This window comes from Streptomyces sp. HmicA12 (assembly GCF_000373565.1).
Classification (GTDB): domain Bacteria; phylum Actinomycetota; class Actinomycetes; order Streptomycetales; family Streptomycetaceae; genus Streptomyces.
On sequence record NZ_KB891831.1, the window covers coordinates 171197 to 187569 of the forward strand.

Below are 16373 nucleotides of genomic sequence, written 5' to 3' on the forward strand. Positions count from 1 at the left end.
GCACAGCGGCTTTGCCCCCTACGGCTTCGCCCCGAACCCAGGAAGCAGGAAGAGGGAAACACCATGAGCAGCACCACCACGGAGCTGACCAAGGAGAACTTCGATCAGACGGTCACGGAGAACGAGTTCGTGCTGATCGACTTCTGGGCGTCCTGGTGCGGACCGTGCAAGCAGTTCGCCCCGGTCTACGAGAAGGCCGCGGAAGCCAACCCCGACCTCGTCTTCGGCAAGGTGGACACGGAGGCGCAGCCCGAGCTCGCCGCCGCGTTCGGCATCCAGTCGATCCCGACCCTGATGATCGTCCGCGATCAGGTGGCCGTGTTCGCGCAGCCGGGCGCGCTGCCGCAGGAGGCACTGGACGACGTGATCGGGCAGGCCCGCAAGCTGGACATGGACGAGGTCCGCAAGTCCGTCGCCGAACAGCAGGCGCAGCAGGCCCAGCAGGGGCAGCAGGCCGAAGAGGGCTGAGCCTCCCGGTTCGGTGGTGCGGCGCGGGTCAGGTCGACTCGCGCCGCACCAGGCTCGCCCCGAGCACCTTGCGCACCTCCGGCTCGCTCTGCGGGTCGCGCACCAGCCGGTCGACGAGTTCCGCCAGCTCCTGCCCCGAGGGCAGAGCGACGTGGACGGTGCTCAGCCGCGGCCGCAGCAGCCGGCCCAGCATCAGGTCGTCGGCGCCGATCACGGCCACCTCGCCGGGGATGTCGACGCCCGTGTCCTGCAGGGCCCGCATCAGCAGCATCGCGTACTCGTCGTTGTACGCGAACACGGCGTCGAGCCCCAACTCCCGCACCTGTTGGGCGACTTGCGCCGCGTGGTCCTCGTCGTAGGCGAGCGGGATCCCCACCACTTCGGCGCCGGTCTCGCGCACGCCCGCCAGGCGCGGCTCGGCGAACACGTCGAGGCCCTCCTCGCGCGGCATCACGACCCCGATGCGGCGACGGCCGACCTCCAGCAGGTGTTCCCCCGCGACCCGGCCGACCTCGCGGTGGTCGGTGAGCAGCGCGTGCGCGCCCGCGACCGGCTCGGGGCCCAGGGTGATGACGGCCTTGGCGCCGGACCGCTTGAGGATGTCGATGCCCCGCTGTCCCATGCCGACGGGGGCGAGCACGGCGACGGGCCGCAGTTCGGCCCAGGCGCGGGCGGCGTCGTCGCCGACGACGCCGACGCTGCCGTACTGGACCACGGTGTAGTCGAAGCGGCTGAGCGCCCACTGGAACTCGTTGAGGAAACCGCTGTACAGCGGGCCGATCGGTACCTCGGGCGTCGGCAGGAGAACGATCCGGGTGTGGCCGGCGCGCAGGCTGCGGGCGGCCGCGTGCGGAACGTAGCCGAGTTCCCTGGCGGCCTCGTGCACCCGGCGCCGGGTGGGCTCGCTGATCCGGACGGCGCTGGTGTTGTTCAGGACGTAGCTGACGGTGGCGCGCGAGACCCCGGCCAGGCGCGCGACGTCGGCGCTCGTCGGTACGGAGCCGCGGGCGGGGCCGGTGGCGCGGGTCGCGGCGGGCTGCTGCGGATTCGGTATCTGTCCCATGACGTACCGCATCTTTCCAGACGGAGCACCCGCCGCGGGGCTCGGGCGTGCACTCGGTGCCACGGCACGGCCAACGCGCTGTCACCACCGGCGACTTGGAGGTGCGTCGACGCGTGCCGCGATCACCGGTGGCCCTAGCCGGCGGCCAGCGTCCGCCACACCTCCGGGTCCTCGAAGTTCAGCGCCCACAGGACCGTGTTGCGGATTCCGTACTTGCGCAGGACGGGCAGGTGGGCCGCCGTGCCGCGGGCGTCCTGGTACCAGACGGTGCGACGCGTGTCGCCGTCCTTGTACGTGAAGTGCGGGGTCCCGGAGACCGGGTCGAGGGCGTAGGGCGCCTTCTCCTTGCGGCGCAGCGCCTCGGCGTCCTTCCAGGTCACGTGCTTCGCACGTTCCTTGCCGCCGTCGGCCCAGTCCCAGCCGTACGCGGGAAGGCCCATCTCCAGTTTCGCGCGGGGGACTTGGGCGGTCGCCGTGGCGAGGATCTCGTCGTACCACTCCGGTGTGGAGAGCGGGCCCGGCCGCCCCTCGGCATAGTGCAGGTTGTAGCCCATGATGCGCATCCGGTCGGCCGCCGCGCCCAGCCGCTGGTAGTCCCAAATGCGGCCCGCTGTGCGGGTCTTGGGGGTGACGGTGACGAAGCACTGCTTGTGCAGGGTGTGCAGGCGTGCGCAGAGGTCGGTGACGAAGATGGCGTATCCGGCGCGCACCGCGCGGTACTTGGCCTCGGGTGTCGGCGCGATGGTCTCGTAGTCGAGGTCGAGGCCGTCGTAGGCGCGGCTGCGGACGACCGCGATGAGGGCCTCGACGTGGTCGGCCCGACGGGCCGGGCTGGTCATGACGGCGCCGAGGGCGCCGGGCTTCATCTGTTCCATGACGGTCGGGACGACCTGGATGCCCTTGGCGTGCAGCCCGTTGACGATGCGGCGGTCCCCCGCTCCGGGGTGTCCGTCGACGCGGGTCGCGGACTTCGTCTCGTACCAGAAGGGGCTGATGGTGCGGATCTGCGCGGCGTGCGCGAGGGCGTTGCGGTAGGCGGGCTCCTGGTCCCAGTACGGCAGCCAGGCGGAGACCGTGCGGGGCGGGGGCAGGGCGTCGGCGGCGTGTGCGGCGGCCGGCGTGAGCGCGGTGGCGAGAACGGCCAGGACAGTGAGGTGTATTCGTCGTGCCATGTCCCGAGCCTGTGCGTCGACCGGCGGACCCGCCGCGCGGATTGGGCCGTCCAGCCTCTAACGTGACCTGCGTGACTGCCTATACGGATGACACCACGTACGAGCACCCCGGTCGCTCCGGCGCGACCGCCACGGTGGAGGCCGAGCCGCGTCAGGTGGGCCGGGTGCGCACCGAGTACGCACCCGCGCACGACGGCGACCCGGATCCGGGCGAGATCGTCTGGACCTGGGTTCCGTTCGAGGAGAACGACGGGCGGGGCAAGGACCGGCCCGTGCTCGTCGTCGCCCGCGAGGAGGGCGGCACGCTGCTCGCCGTGCAGCTGTCCAGCAAGCGGCACGACCACGACCGCGAGTGGGTGGCACTCGGGTCCGGGCCCTGGGACCGGGACGGCCGCGATTCGTGGGTGGATCTGGACCGGGTGCTGCGCGTGCACGAGCGGGGCATGCGGCGCGAGGCGTGCGCCCTGGACCGGGGCCGGTTCAACACGGTGGTGCTGCGGCTGCGGGAGCGCTACGGCTGGCGTTGAGAAGCCGTGTCGAGGACCCGCTCGAACGCCGAGCGGGTCGTCGCGCCCTTCGTGCGGTCGAGCACCGCGAAGACGACCTGCTCGAAGTGGTTCCGGAAGCGGCCGTCCAGCGCGGTCCGGAACGCCTGCGCGACCTGCTCCGGATCGTTCCGGAACACGCCGCAGCCCCAGGCACCGAGCACCAGGCGGCGGTAGCCCTCGGCCGCGGCCGTTTCGAGGACGCGCTCCGCGCGCGAGGCCAGCGCGGCCGGTATCTCGTGGACCCGCTCCGGGGTGCGGTGCGCGATCACCCCGGCGTTCGGCGCGGGTGACGTCAGGAATCCGACCTGGTACGGCTCGTCGAGGAGGCGTCCGCGGTCGTCCCGGAAGACGGGCACGCCGGGCGCGTGGATGACCCGGTCGCTGTAGAAGACGTCCCGGTCGGCGCGGTGGCGGTCGTAGAACTCCGGCACCTCGACGAGGCACGTGTACAGCGCCGAGGAGCGGCATACGGCCTCTTCCTGGGCCTGCGCGCCGTTCAGGTACCCGCCGCCGGGGTTGCGGGCGGACGCGAAGTTCAACACCGCGATCCGCTCCGCCCGCTCCCCCGTCATGCGGCGCGCCGCGTCGAGGCTGCTCTCCCCCGTGACCTCGACAAACGGCGCCCCCGCGCCCGGCGCAGCCGGTACCGGTACCGGCTGCGGCCCGTACAGGCGCGTGCCCGCCCGGGCTCGTGCCACCGCGTCGGCGACGGACACCGTGCGGCCGTCCGGCGCGACGTACTCCCCCGTGGCGACGATCTTCTCCGTGCTCTGCGCGATCTCGCGCAGCCGGGCGCTCACGCCCGCTCCCCCGTCGTGCTCATGAACCCATCGTGATTGTCCGGCGCCCGGCGGGGCAACAGATTTTCACCGCACCGCGGCCGCCCCGCGGCCGTACCAAGGCCGCACCGAGGCCCCGCCAGGGCCGCTCCGAGGGCGCGCGGAGAGCGCGCGTCACGGCCACAGGGAGGCCGGATGACGAACACGGGGGAAACGCATCGGACGACCCACGCCAACCTTCAGGCGCACCCTTGTGCGAATCCCGGGGAAGGTCTTGGGTGGGACGAGCGTTGCCCGAAACGGCCCGTCCCGGGTCGAATCGACGCCGTGGCCCCTACCGGGGACCATGGGAAGCGTTGAGGACCAGGAGGATCCCGCATGAGTGAGGGAGACTGTACGCGCCCCGGTGACCTGGTCACCGAGGCGGAGGTGGAGGCCCTGGTACGGGGCATCTGCTTCAAGACCGGACCGCCTACGACGGTCGGTGTCGAGCTGGAATGGATCGTCCACGAGCCGCGCCCGCAGGGGACACCGTGGCTCCCCTTACCCCCCGAACGACTCGACGCGGCGTATGCCGCACTGCGCGCCCTGCCGCTGAGCTCGGCGCTCACCGTGGAACCCGGCGGCCAGCTGGAGCTCAGTTCGCTTCCCGCCGCCGGCCTGACGGACTGCGTCTCGGCCGTGCGGGCCGATCTGACCGCCGTCCGCTCCCTGCTCCGTGATCATGGACTCGCCCTCTCCGGCCAGGGCACCGACCCCTGGCGGCCACCGAGGCGCGTGCTCCGGCAGCCCCGATACGACGCGCTGGAGGCCGCGCTCGACCGGGCCGGACCCGCCGGGCGCTCGATGATGTGCTCCTCGGCCTCCGTCCAGGTGTGTCTGGACGCGGGCCACGAGGAACCGGGGCCGCTGGGCCACGGCAGGCGCTGGGTGCTCGCCCATCTGCTCGGTGCCGTGCTGGTCGCCGCGTTCGCCAACTCCCCGATGCTGTCCGGGCGTTCGACGGGGTGGCGGTCGACCCGGCAGCTGCTGTGGGAGCGCATCGACTCCGGCCGTTCGGGCGCTCCGCCGTTGCGCGGTGAGCCGCGGGCGACGTGGGCGCGGCACGTCCTCGACGCGCCGGTGATGTGTGTGCGTACCGACAGGGGGCCGTGGCAGGTGCCGGACGGCCTGACGTTCCGGGAGTGGGTGCGCACCGGCGCCCCGCGCCCGCCGACCCGCTCCGATCTCGACTACCACCTGACCACGCTGTTCCCGCCGGTGCGGCCGCGCGGTCACCTGGAACTCCGCATGATCGACGCGCAGCCGGGCGACGACGGGTGGCTGGTGCCGCTCGCCGTGACGACCGCGCTGTTCGACGATCCGCAGGCCGCGGAGACCGCGTACCGCGCCGTGAAGCCCCTCGCGGAGCGCGCCGGGCCGCTGCCCGCGCCGCACAACGCGCTGTGGCGCGACGCGGCCCGGCTCGCGCTGACCGACCCGGAGCTGCGCGAGGCGGCCACGGCCTGCTTCGCCACGGCGCTCGACGCGCTGCCGAGGATCGGCGCGGGCCCCGAGGTGTGCCAAGCGGTCGCCGACTTCATGCACCGCCATGTCGTACGCGGCCGCTGCCCCGCCGACGACGTACTCGACCGGCTCGACGAGAACGCGCAGGAACCCGCACAGGGGAGGATCGTCCGCTCATGACCATCCAGGACCAGGAGAACGTCACCACGGATCCGGAGGCGCTCAGGCGCCGTGCGGCGGACGCCCTGGAGCGGGCGCGGCGCCGCACGACCCTGCTGACGAGCTGCGTCGAGGAACCTGAACTGACCGCACAGCACTCACCGTTGATGTCGCCGCTGGTGTGGGATCTGGCGCACATCGGCAACCAGGAGGAGCAGTGGCTGCTGCGGGCGGTCGCGGGCCGGGAGGCGATGCGGCCGGAGATCGACCCGCTGTACGACGCGTTCGAGCATCCGCGGGCCGAGCGCCCCAAGCTGCCGCTCCTCGCACCGCAGGAGGCACGCGGTTATGCCGCCGAGGTACGGGGCCGGGCCCTCGACGTCCTGGGGAAGGCATCGTTCGCCGTCGAGGGCGGCGAGCGGCTCACCCGGTCCGGCTTCGCCTTCGGCATGATCGCCCAGCACGAACAGCAGCACGACGAGACGATGCTGATCACCCATCAGCTCAGGACGGGCGCGGCGGCGCTCACCGCGCCCGAGCCCGAGCCGCTCAGCGAGCCGTACCGCGGCCCGGCCGAAGTCCTCGTCCCCGGCGGCCCGTTCATCATGGGCACGAGTGCCGAGCCGTGGGCCCTGGACAACGAACGTCCCGCGCACGCCCGCCTCGTCCCGCCGTTCCACATCGACACGACGCCGGTGACGAACGCCGCGTACCTGGAGTTCATCGCCGACGGTGGCTACGACGAGGCCCGCTGGTGGACCCCGGCGGGCTGGGCCATGGTGCGCGACCACGGCATCCGGGCGCCGCTGTTCTGGCGGCGTGACGCGGGCGGCCAGTGGCTGCGCAGGCGCTTCGGCGTCACCGAGGTCGTGCCGCCCGACGAGCCGGTGCTGCATGTGAGCTGGTACGAGGCCGACGCCTATGCCCGCTGGGCCGGGCGCCGCCTGCCGACCGAGGAGGAGTGGGAGAAGGCGGCCCGTTTCGATCCGGCGACGGGCCGTTCGATGCGCTACCCGTGGGGCGACGCCGATCCCACCCCGGACCGCGCGAACCTGGGGCAGCACCATCTGCGTCCCGCGCCCGCGGGCAGCTATCCCCTGGGCGAATCGCCGCTCGGCGTACGGCAGTTGATCGGTGACGTGTGGGAGTGGACGTCCAGCGACTTCCTGCCCTATCCCGGCTTCGCCGCCTACCCGTACCGCGAGTACTCGGAGGTGTTCTTCGGGTCCGACCACAAGGTGCTGCGCGGTGGTTCGTTCGCGGTGGACCAGGTCGTGTGCCGGGGCACGTTCCGCAACTGGGACTATCCGGTCCGCCGCCAGATCTTCTCCGGCTTCCGCACGGCGCGGGACGCCCGGCCGACGGAAGGTGACTCCTGATGTGCCGTCATCTGGCCTACCTCGGACCGCCGGTGGCGCTCGGTGAGGTACTGAACGCGCCGTCGCACAGCCTGTTCCGCCAGTCGTGGGAGCCGCGCAGACAGCGCCACGGGACGGTCAACGCCGACGGCTTCGGCGTGGGCTGGTACGCGGACGACGATCCGGCGCCCGCCCGCTACCGCCGGGCCGGGCCCGTCTGGGGCGATCCGTCGTACGCGGACCTGACCCGGGTCGTCCGCTCGGGCGCGCTGCTCGCCGCCGTACGGGACGCGACGCTCGCGGGCGCCGACGGGGAGGCCGCGGCGGCGCCGTACGCCTGTGGTCCCTGGCTGTTCAGCCACAACGGGGCGGTGCCGGGCTGGCCGGGTTCGCTGGCATCTCTGGTGTCCACGCTGCCGGCCACCGACCTGCTGTCGATGGAGGCGCGGTGCGACGCGGCGTTCCTGTGGGCGCTGGTGCTGCACCGGCTGCGTTGCGGCGACGACGAGGGGCAGGCGCTCGCCGACACCGTCCTCGAGGTCGCGGCGGCGCAGCCCGCCGCACGCCTCAACCTCCTTCTCACGAACGGCGAGTCGATCACCGCGACGGCCTGGGGCGACACCCTGTGGTACCTCGCCGAACCCGGCCGCCGCACCGTCGTCGCCTCCGAGCCCTACGACGACGATCCGCACTGGACCGAGGTGCCCGACCGCACCCTCCTCGCGGCGAGCCGCACCGACGTCCTGCTGACCCCGCTCAAGGAGCCCTCCACGTGAGCCCGAACGACGCTTTCCAGGTGACCCGCGCCCTGCCCGCCGACGCCACCGGCGCCGCCCTGCGCACCGACGTCCTGCACGGCCTGACCGGCAGCCCGAAGACGCTGCCGCCCAAATGGTTCTACGACGCGCACGGCAGTGAACTCTTCGACGAGATCACGACGTTGCCCGAGTACTACCCGACGCGCGCCGAGCGGGAGATCCTGCTGGCCCGTGCGGCCGAGATCGCGGCGGCCACCGGCGCGCGCACGCTCGTCGAGCTCGGCTCCGGGTCGTCCGACAAGACGCGCCACCTGCTGGACGCGCTGACGGAGATCTCGGGGCTCTCGGCGTACGTGCCGGTGGACGTGAGCGAGAGCGCGCTGCGGGGCGCCGCGCGGACCCTGCTCGCCGAGCATCCCTCGCTCGACATCCACGCGCTCGTCGCCGACTTCACACGCGCGCTGGAGCTGCCCGCGACGCCGGGGCCGCGTCTGGTGGCGTTCCTCGGCGGCACGATCGGCAACCTGCTGCCCGACGAGCGGGCGGCCTTCCTCGCCTCCGTGCGGGGGCTGTTGTCCCCGGGGGACTTCTTTCTGCTCGGGACGGATCTGGTGAAGGGCGAGGCGGAGCTGGTCGCGGCGTACGACGACGCTTCGGGCGTCACGGCCGCGTTCAACAAGAACGTACTGAGTGTGCTGAACCGGGAGTTGGACGCCGACTTCGATCTCGACGCGTTCGGGCATGTCGCGGTGTGGGACGCGCGGGCCGAGTGGATCGAGATGCGGTTGCGGTCCGCCCGGGAGCAGGTGGTGAAGATCCCCGGGGTGGATCTGGTGGTGGAGTTCGGGGCGGGCGAGGAGGTCCGGACCGAGGTGTCGGCCAAGTTCCGGCGGGACGGGGTCGCGGCGGAACTGCGCTCCGCCGGGCTGGAGTTGACGCACTGGTGGACCGATGAAGCGGGGCGGTTCGCGTTGTCCTTGAGCGCCGTCGGGGGTTGATGACACGTGGGGAACCGCGGGTGCGTGGCAGTTGCTCGCGCGGTTCCCCACGCCCCTGTGGGGCGCCTGCCCACCTGTGGGGCGCCTGCCTATTCGCCGCTCTCGTCCAGGCGTCGCGTGATCTCCTTCGACGCCTGCTTCGCCTCCGTCGCCGGGTCCTCGCCCTCCAGGACCCGGGTCATGTAGCTCTTGATGGGGTTGTCGGCGGCCTCGACCGTCGCCCAGAGCGGGGAGGCGGGCGTCGCCTTGCCGTGGGCGGCGCCCACGGCCATCGCGGCGACGCCCGGTTCGGCGGCCACCGCGCCGGCGAGCGTCGTCTTGTTCGGTACGTAGTTCATGGTCCTGGCCAGGTCGGTGTTCCACTTCTTGCCGGCCAGGGCCGTCACGACCTCGACCGCGCCCTTGCGGGCGTCGGTGTTCGCCGGGACGACGAGGTCCGAGCCGCCGGTGAAGACGGCCCCCGCGCGCTTCGCCGTCTTCCCCGGGATCGGGAAGAAGCCCAACTTGCCCTTCAGAGATGGGTTCTTCTTCTCGATGCGCTGGGCCGCGCCCGGCACCGAGATGATCTGGCCGATGTCGCCCTCGGCGAACTGGTCGGCCTGCGGAGGGTGTTCCTCGTCGGCGTCCTTCGGGCCGTCGCCGAGCGCCTGCAGCTGCTGGTAGAAGGCCATGCCGCGCAGGGCCGCCGGGGTGTCGAGGGCGCCGGTCCAGGTGCCGGCCGCCTCGTGCGCGAGTTCACCGCCCTCGTCCCAGACGAACCCGGACAGCGTGTACCAGTCCTGCCCGGCCAGGTAGATGCCCTGCTGCCCGCCGGTGTCGAGGCGTTGCGTGATGTCGAGCCACTCGTCCCGCGTCTTCGGCGGATTCTTGATGCCCGCCGCGTCGAACAGGTCCTTGTTGTAGATGACGACGCGGTTCGCCGCGTACCAGGGGATCCCGAACTGGCGGCCGTTGTCGACGCCGGGCTCGGCGAGGCCGGGCACCCAGTCCTCCATGCCGAGGTCGCGCGCGGACTCCAGGGACAGGTCGAGCAGCCCGCCCCCGTCGCCGTACCCCGGCACCTGCGTGTTGCCGACCTCGATGACGTCGGGCGCGCCGTCGCCGCTCCCGTCCTTGTCCGCGAGGGTCTTGGTGACCTTCTCGCCGATGCCGGTCCAGTCCTGGATGCGGATGTCGAGGCGCAGGTCGCCGTGTTCGGCCTCGAAGTCCTTGGTGAACCGCTTGAGGAACCCCTCGGACGCGCTGTCCCGCATCAGCCACACGGTGACGGTGGTCCGGCCGGCCCCACCGCCCGGAAGGACATTGCAGGCCGTGGCCAACAGACCGGTCACGGCGACGAGGGAACCGAGGGACAGCAAGGCACGGCGGGATCTCACGTGGGTCACTTTCTTCCTGCGGACAGGGAGGACGGCCCGACGTGGGGGACGAGTGCACAACTCGGCCGGGTGTGGCTGGATTTTGGTATGGACCATTGCGGCGGTCAAGAGTTACTGGAAAGTAAGTCGAACATGTGCGCCCTCGCGGAACTCGGCGTCCTGCGGCACGGTGGAAGCATGTCGAACCACACGTATCGCGTCACCGAGATCGTCGGCACGTCCCACGAAGGCGTCGACCAGGCCATTCGCAACGGCATCGCCCGTGCCTCGCAGACCCTGCGCGGCCTCGACTGGTTCGAGGTCACCCAGGTCCGCGGCCAGATCGTCGACGGGCAGGTCGAGCACTACCAGGTGGGCCTGAAAGTGGGCTTCCGCCTGGATGACGCGGCCGACGTCGGCTGACCGGGCGCACCGGCCCGGTCAGGTCCGTCCCTCGCGTTCCTGCGCGTCCTTGAGGGCCGCCGACGCGCTCGCCCAGCGGGCCCGTACGACGGTGAATCCGGCGCGCTCCACCTCGTCGCAGACCAGCTCGTCGTCGTCGACCAGCATGCGCACGGTGCGGCCGCGCGCCATGCGGCGCAGGAGCTCCAGCTTCGTGTGCCGGGCGGGGCGCCGGTCGCCGTCACGCCGCATGTGCAGCCGCCCCGCGGGCAGCCCCTGCGCGGCGAGCCACCCCACGGTGTCGGCCCGGCACCGCTCGGGCCGCCCGGTCAGGTACACGACCTCGCACGCCTCGGCGCTCTCGCGGGCCAGGGCGATCCCTTCGGCGAGCGGCGGATCATTCGGGGCGGCGCCGAAGAAGCCGTCCCAGTCCCGGGGCTTCTGCTCCAGGAACCGCTGCCGGTGCGCGGTGTCGGCCAGGGTCCCGTCGAGATCGAAAACGGCCAGGGGCCTCACATCACTGGTCACGGTCAGCACCTTAGGGGTGCGGGGAACCGCGCGCCCGGCCGCGCGGCTCCCGGCGAACGGGCGGCCCCGGGAATCCCCCGCGGGCCCGCGCGTTGAACAAGGTGTGACCACCGTGATCGAATCGACCCGCTTCTCCGTCCTGGACCGCTCCCGCACCCGCGAGGGTCATGCGGGCCCCGCCGCATTGCGCGACACCGTCGCCCTCGCCCGGGAGCTGGAGCGTCTCGGCTACCACCGGCTGTGGGTCTCGGAGCATCACGGTGTGCCCGGGGTGGCCGGTTCCGCGCCGACGGTCCTCGCGGCGGCCGTCGCGGCGGCGACCCGGACCCTGCGGGTCGGCACCGGCGGCGTGATGCTGCCCAACCACCAGCCGTTCGTCGTGGCCGAGCAGTTCGGGGTCCTGGAGTCGCTGTTCCCCGGCCGGATCGACATGGGCCTCGGCCGTTCGGTCGGGTTCACCGACGGGGTGCGCAGGGCGCTCGGGCGGGACAAGGACGTCGCCGACGACTTCGCGGGCCAGGTCGACGAGTTGCTCGCCTTCTTCACCGGTACGTCGGCAACGCGCGCGCATGCCCGCCCGTCCGAGGGGCTGACCGTGCCGCCCTTCGTCCTGGCCATGGGCGAGGGCGCCTCGATCGCCGCCCGCGCGGGCCTGCCCATGGTCATCGGTGATCTGCGCGGCCGGGAGAAGATGCTGCGCGGCATCGACCGCTACCGCGCCGAGTTCCGGCCGTCCGCGTGGGCCGAGGCCCCGTACGTGGTGATCTCCGGGACGGTGGCCGTCGCGGGCAGCGAGCAGGAGGCCCACCGTCTGCTGATCCCGGAGGCCTGGTCGATGGCGTACGCGCGCACGCACGGCACGTTCCCGCCGCTGCCGCCCGCCGAGCGCGTGGCCTCCATGGACATGGCCGCGAAGGAGCGCGAGTTCTACGAGGCGGGGCTGCGCGGCCACATCGTGGGCACGGAGCAGCAGGTCGCGGACGAGCTGGAGACGGTGATCAAGGAGAGCGGGGCGCAGGAGGTGCTGGTGACGACCAGCACGTACGACCGTGAGGGGCTCCTCGAGTCGTTCCGCCGCCTGGCCCGGATCGCGCGCCTAGGCGACGCCGAGCCCGTGTAGCAGCATCGGCAGCGAGGCGTGCAGTTCGCGCTCCCAGTAGGGCCAGCTGTGGGTTCCGGGGCCGTAGAAGTGGGTGGTGAGGTGCTTGGCGCCCACCTCCTTCAGCCGGTCGGCGAGCGCGTGGTTCTGCCGGTTGAAGTCGGCCTCCAGGGCGTTCGTGGCGCCCGGCGGGTCCAGGGGGCCCGCGGTGCCGTCGCCGCAGGAGAGGTAGACGGGCAGCGACTTGAGGCGCTCGGCGAGATGGTACGGGTCGTGCGCGGCCCAGATGTCGCGCTGGGCGACCGGGTCGCCCCACACGCGCAGGGGGTCGTCGCCCTGGCCCGCGAAGAAGCCCATGATGCGGTTCGTCGACTCGTCGTTGAGGAGCGGGTGCGCGGAGCCGGAGTAGGCCGCGGCCGCCTTGAACATTCCGGGGTGCCGGGCCGCGTAGAGGAGTGCGCCCTGGCCGCCCATGGACAGCCCCGCGACGACGCGGCGGGAGCCCGCGCCCCAGTCGCGCTCCAGGAGGCGGCGCAGGTCGCGGGTGTGGAAGGTGTCCCAGGCGGGGTCGCCGCCCTGGCCGTGGTTCCACCAGTCGCTGTACCAGCCGTTCCAGCCCGCCTCGGGCATGACGACGAGGACGTTCCGCAGGCTGTCGAGGGAGGCGACGTCGGTCATCGCGGTCCAGGACGTGTAGTCACCGCAGCAGCCGTGCAGCAGCCAGAGGGTGGGCCAGTGCTTGTGGCGGTCCTTCGGGTTCCAGCCGTCGGGGGTGAGGAGGCGGACGTTCACGGTCCGGCCGCCGAGCGCCGACGCGCGTACGGAGAGGTCCACCTGCCGTTCGGCGATCTGGGTGACGGCGACGACCTCGGCGGCGGGCCGCGCCGTGCTCGCGCCGACGGCCGTCGGCGCCGCGCCCAGGGTGAGCAGCAGGGCGGCCAGGACGAGCAGCAGGCGTCTGGTGCGGCGGGCCAGGGCGGCGGTCATGGCGGCTCCCGTGGGTCGTCGGGGAATCGGGCTCCTGCGTCAGTTCTTGTCGGGGTTGGCGAGCTCGCCGGGGAGGACCAACAGGGCGTCCCCGACCGGGCGTTCGCCGGTCGCGTCGGACGGGTCGTTGATGACCTGGCCGTCGACGACCATCGTGGTGGAGCCGCCGCCGTCGAGGTTGATCGCGTCGCGCAGGCCCAGCGCCCGGGCGACGTCGGCGCTCTCGGGGATGCTCAGGCCGAGCGACGCGGTGCTGCGGCCGTCGGCGGTGACGAGCACGGTGCGTCCGGCGGCGTCCGTCCCGGCGAGGGTGCGCGGGTTCCGCTTGTGCACCCAGCCGTAGTAGAAGCTCGGGTTGCCGGGCTGCACCATGCCGTCGGTGGCCGGGGTGACGTGCGGGCGGCCGTCGCGGACGAGTTCGGGCCCGCCGTTGAGGACGCTGGTGGTGCGGGAGGTGGCGACGGTGCGGCCCTTGGAGTCCTTCAACCCGCTCTGGATCCGCAGGGGTTGGCCGACCGCCGCGAGGGCGGTGAGCCGTGCCGCGTACGAGCCGGTCGCCTGGACGCTGCGGCCTCCGGTGGGCAGCGCGCCGCCGCGCGGCGAGCGCACCTCGACGACCCGGCCGGCCCGGTCGAGGACGGCTTCGGTGCCGTCGCCCTTCGGGGTCTCCTTGCCGAACTCCGTGGTGAACGCGATGAGTTCGTCGGGGTCGGTGCAGGTCGTGTCGTGCAGGGGGCGGGCGGTCGGGGTGTCGTCGGCGGTGCCGCCGCAGTTGCGGATCAGGCCGGGGACGCGGTCGATGCCGTCCAGCGGCAGCGAGGTGCCGTGGGCGGTGATCCTGCCCCGCCAGGTGAACCGGGTGACGGCGGTGGAGCGCGCGGAGTCGTGGACGACGAGGCCGGGGCGGCCGTCGACGGTCTCGCTCAGCAGGCGGCCGTCGTAGACGCCGACGCCGGCCGGGTCGCCGGGGGCGCCGGCCTTGGGGTCGAGGACGAAGAAGCCCGCGTTGATCCCGGCGCTCGCCCCGTCGGCGGCGGCGAGCGCGCTGGTCGTCTCGCGGTTCTCCAGGTCGGGGCCGTACGAGGCTTTGAGGTCGCCGTGGAACGTCTTCGGGTCGATGGTGAGCACGTCGACGTGCCAGGGGCCGCGGTCGCCCGCGTCACCGTCCCAGCCGGTGTACCAGGCGGACCCGGTGTATCCGGCGGTGCGCAGCCGGGTGCGTTCGGCGGTGGCCGCGGCCTCGGTCGGGAACGTGCCGACGCGGACCCGCCAGCCGAGTGTGCCGCCCGCGTAGTCGGCCGTCGCCGCGGTGGTGACCTTCTCGGAGCGGGCGTCGAAGCCGGCCGCCCGCAGTTCGGCGGCGAGCTCGGTGGCGCTCGGCTCGTCCTTGAGGGCGGTCGGTGGCGCGTCCGGGTCGGGCGATCCGGCGCCGCCCGGGATGGAGACCTCCACGGTCCACGCCATGGCCGGGGCGTCGGCGCCGCGCACGATGCGGGTGAGCGTCACTCCGGGCTGCAGCGTCCGCGTGGTCCGCGTCTCGGACAGTCCGGCGGCGCCGAGCGGCAGCCCGTGCCGCTGTCCCGACACGGCCGGGGCGGGCGCCGCGCCCACGAGGGCGAGCGCGCACAAGGCAGCGCCCGCGCCGAACAGTCTGCTGTTCACGAACCCCCCACGGAACGGAAGACGACTCCCGTAACGGTGCGTGGGGCCGCGACCGCCAGTCAAGGCATGTGCACATCATTCATCGGACGTTCTCCGGGGCGCCGCCGCTCCCCCGCCGCACCCTCGCGCCCCCTCTCGCCGCTCAGGCTCCGGGCTCGCTCAGCCACGACCCGACCCCGGCCAGCGCGCCGGGTCCGTTGTCCCGCTCGACGGAACCGGCGAGGTCCGCGATGGTCGTCGCCTTGAGCGAGGCCCGCCAGGCGCCCTCCGCGGCGGCCATCGCGCGGGCGATGCCGCACGGTTTCGTGCAGCTCTCGGGCGGCGTCGCGAGCGGCCCGCGCTGGCGGATCTCCGTGCAGACAAAGGCGGGTGACGTTCCGTCGACCGCCTGGACCACGTCGAGCAGCGTGATCTCCTCCGCGCCCCTGGTCAGCACGTACCCGCCCGTCTTGCCCTGTACCGACTGCACCAGGCCCGCCCGCGACAGCGCCTGCATCTGCTTGGCCAGGTAGCTGGGCGACACGTCGTGCAGCTGCGCCAGACGCGCGGCCGGGACCGGTTCGCTCGCCGCGGTCAGCACCACGCAGCAGTGCAGCGCCCACTCCACGCCACCGGACATCTTCATGCGCGTTCCCCTCGCCTTTCCCTCAACGTTCCGCCCGTTCCCATCGGCACCCCATTTGACTCGGATACAGCGTATCCGAGTATTATCTCGGACATCAGGTATCCGAGTTTGAGGAAGGGCAGACCCATGAAGATCACGGTCATCGGCGGTACCGGACTGATCGGTTCCCAGCTCGTCACCCGGCTGCGCGACGCGGGCCACGAGGTGGTCCCCGCGTCCCTGTCGAGCGGGGTCGACCTGCTCACCGGCGCCGGGCTCGACAAGGCCCTGGAGGGCGCGGAGACGGTCGTGAACGTCACGAACTCGCCGACCTTCGACCGGGACTCCCTCGCCTTCTTCCGCACCACCGTCGGCAACCTGCTCACCGCGGGCGAGCAGGCCGGCGTACGCCACCAGGTCGCGCTCTCCATCGTGGGCGTGGACCAGGTGCCGCAGCTGGACTACTACCGGGCCAAGACGCTCCAGGAGGAGCTGCTGCGCGAGGGGCCCGCCGCGTACTCGGTCGTGCGGGCGACGCAGTTCTTCGAGTTCATGGACGCGACCATGTCCTGGACCTCCGACGACCGGGAGGTGCGACTGCCCGCCACGCGCACCCAGCCCATCGCGACCGCCGATGTCGTCGCCGCCCTCGCCGACGTCACGACCGGGACGCCGCTGAACGGCATTCTCGACGTCGCGGGCCCCGACGTGCTCCCGCTGGACGAGCTGGGCCGGATCACCCTGGCCGCGCGGCAGGACCCGCGGCCGGTCGTCACGGACCCGCGGGCCGGGCTCTTCGCGGCCGTCGACGGCGACGTGCTGATCGCGGGCCCGGGAGCGCGGATCGCGCCGACGCACTACCGGGACTGGCTGGCCGCCGCCTCCGCGCGCTGAACGGCCGCCGGGGTGGATCATGGAGGGCGGAAC

At 72.7% G+C, this 16373-nt stretch carries 17 protein-coding genes; 9 read left to right on the forward strand and 8 right to left on the reverse strand.

What is annotated here, in order from left to right; all coding sequences use genetic code 11:
• The first annotated feature begins 63 nt into the window (after positions 1–63).
• Entirely contained in the window at positions 64–468 is a 405-nt protein-coding gene (gene trxA, locus B072_RS0130990; protein WP_018533850.1) for a thioredoxin, read from the forward strand.
• 28 nt (positions 469–496) lie between these two features.
• Here trxA and B072_RS0130995 read toward each other — a convergent pair whose 3' ends face one another.
• Both B072_RS0130995 and B072_RS0131000 read right to left on the reverse strand, forming a co-directional pair.
• Positions 497–1531 carry a LacI family DNA-binding transcriptional regulator gene (locus tag B072_RS0130995; protein ID WP_026246485.1) on the reverse strand — a complete coding sequence of 345 codons (1035 nt, stop codon included), beginning with the start codon at positions 1529–1531 and terminating at the stop codon, positions 497–499.
• 134 nt (positions 1532–1665) lie between these two features.
• Positions 1666–2703: a glycosyl hydrolase family 18 protein gene (locus B072_RS0131000; RefSeq protein WP_018533852.1), complete on the reverse strand. Its 1038-nt coding sequence runs from the start codon at positions 2701–2703 to the stop codon at positions 1666–1668.
• 71 nt (positions 2704–2774) lie between these two features.
• Here B072_RS0131000 and B072_RS0131005 point away from each other — a divergent pair, with 71 nt between their 5' ends.
• Complete coding sequence (locus B072_RS0131005; protein ID WP_018533853.1) at positions 2775–3230, forward strand: type II toxin-antitoxin system PemK/MazF family toxin; 456 nt, start codon at positions 2775–2777, stop codon at positions 3228–3230.
• Here B072_RS0131005 and B072_RS0131010 read toward each other — a convergent pair.
• Positions 3215–4051, reverse strand: a complete 837-nt coding sequence (locus B072_RS0131010; protein WP_018533854.1) for a TIGR02452 family protein — start codon at positions 4049–4051, stop codon at positions 3215–3217. The genes B072_RS0131005 and B072_RS0131010 overlap by 16 nt on opposite strands.
• Before the next feature lie 357 nt (positions 4052–4408).
• Between B072_RS0131010 and egtA the strand changes: the two genes are divergently transcribed.
• The 4 genes from egtA to egtD are packed head-to-tail and all read left to right on the forward strand — an operon-like array spanning position 4409 to position 8809.
• Positions 4409–5716: an ergothioneine biosynthesis glutamate--cysteine ligase EgtA gene (gene egtA / locus B072_RS44490; RefSeq protein WP_018533855.1), complete on the forward strand. Its 1308-nt coding sequence runs from the start codon at positions 4409–4411 to the stop codon at positions 5714–5716.
• Entirely contained in the window at positions 5713–7074 is a 1362-nt protein-coding gene (egtB, locus tag B072_RS0131020) for an ergothioneine biosynthesis protein EgtB (protein WP_018533856.1), read from the forward strand. Before egtA ends, egtB begins: the two co-directional genes overlap by 4 nt.
• Positions 7074–7829 (forward strand): ergothioneine biosynthesis protein EgtC, encoded by a 756-nt coding sequence (egtC, locus tag B072_RS0131025; RefSeq protein WP_018533857.1) that lies wholly within the window; start codon positions 7074–7076, stop codon positions 7827–7829. The genes egtB and egtC overlap by 1 nt, the downstream gene beginning before the upstream one ends.
• Positions 7826–8809, forward strand: a complete 984-nt coding sequence (egtD, locus tag B072_RS0131030; protein ID WP_018533858.1) for an L-histidine N(alpha)-methyltransferase — start codon at positions 7826–7828, stop codon at positions 8807–8809. Before egtC ends, egtD begins: the two co-directional genes overlap by 4 nt.
• 89 nt (positions 8810–8898) lie before the next feature.
• Here the strand turns inward: egtD and B072_RS0131035 are convergent, their stop codons facing one another.
• Complete coding sequence (locus B072_RS0131035; RefSeq protein ID WP_420707597.1) at positions 8899–10194, reverse strand: extracellular solute-binding protein; 1296 nt, start codon at positions 10192–10194, stop codon at positions 8899–8901.
• Between the two features lie 168 nt (positions 10195–10362).
• On the opposite strand from B072_RS0131035, the gene B072_RS0131040 reads away from it, so the two are divergent.
• Complete coding sequence (locus B072_RS0131040) at positions 10363–10587, forward strand: dodecin (RefSeq protein WP_026246486.1); 225 nt, start codon at positions 10363–10365, stop codon at positions 10585–10587.
• An 18-nt stretch (positions 10588–10605) separates the two neighbouring features.
• Here B072_RS0131040 and B072_RS0131045 read toward each other — a convergent pair whose 3' ends face one another.
• Positions 10606–11094, reverse strand: coding sequence for a nucleotidase (locus tag B072_RS0131045; RefSeq protein WP_026246487.1), 489 nt, complete (start codon positions 11092–11094; stop codon positions 10606–10608).
• Between the two features lie 103 nt (positions 11095–11197).
• Here B072_RS0131045 and B072_RS0131050 point away from each other — a divergent pair, with 103 nt between their 5' ends.
• Positions 11198–12214 (forward strand): LLM class flavin-dependent oxidoreductase, encoded by a 1017-nt coding sequence (locus B072_RS0131050; RefSeq protein WP_018533862.1) that lies wholly within the window; start codon positions 11198–11200, stop codon positions 12212–12214.
• On the opposite strand, the gene B072_RS0131055 is transcribed toward B072_RS0131050, so the two are convergent.
• The 3 genes from B072_RS0131055 to B072_RS0131065 form a co-directional block, all read right to left on the reverse strand.
• Positions 12191–13180, reverse strand: a complete 990-nt coding sequence (locus B072_RS0131055; protein ID WP_018533863.1) for an alpha/beta hydrolase — start codon at positions 13178–13180, stop codon at positions 12191–12193. The two genes, B072_RS0131050 and B072_RS0131055, sit on opposite strands and share 24 nt — an antisense overlap.
• Before the next feature lie 39 nt (positions 13181–13219).
• Positions 13220–14842 carry a phosphodiester glycosidase family protein gene (locus B072_RS0131060; protein ID WP_018533864.1) on the reverse strand — a complete coding sequence of 541 codons (1623 nt, stop codon included), beginning with the start codon at positions 14840–14842 and terminating at the stop codon, positions 13220–13222.
• A 142-nt stretch (positions 14843–14984) separates the two neighbouring features.
• Complete coding sequence (locus B072_RS0131065) at positions 14985–15467, reverse strand: RrF2 family transcriptional regulator (RefSeq protein WP_018533865.1); 483 nt, start codon at positions 15465–15467, stop codon at positions 14985–14987.
• A gap of 126 nt (positions 15468–15593) precedes the next feature.
• On the opposite strand from B072_RS0131065, the gene B072_RS0131070 reads away from it, so the two are divergent.
• Positions 15594–16340 (forward strand): SDR family oxidoreductase, encoded by a 747-nt coding sequence (locus B072_RS0131070; RefSeq protein ID WP_018533866.1) that lies wholly within the window; start codon positions 15594–15596, stop codon positions 16338–16340.
• The last annotated feature ends 33 nt before the right edge of the window (positions 16341–16373 follow it).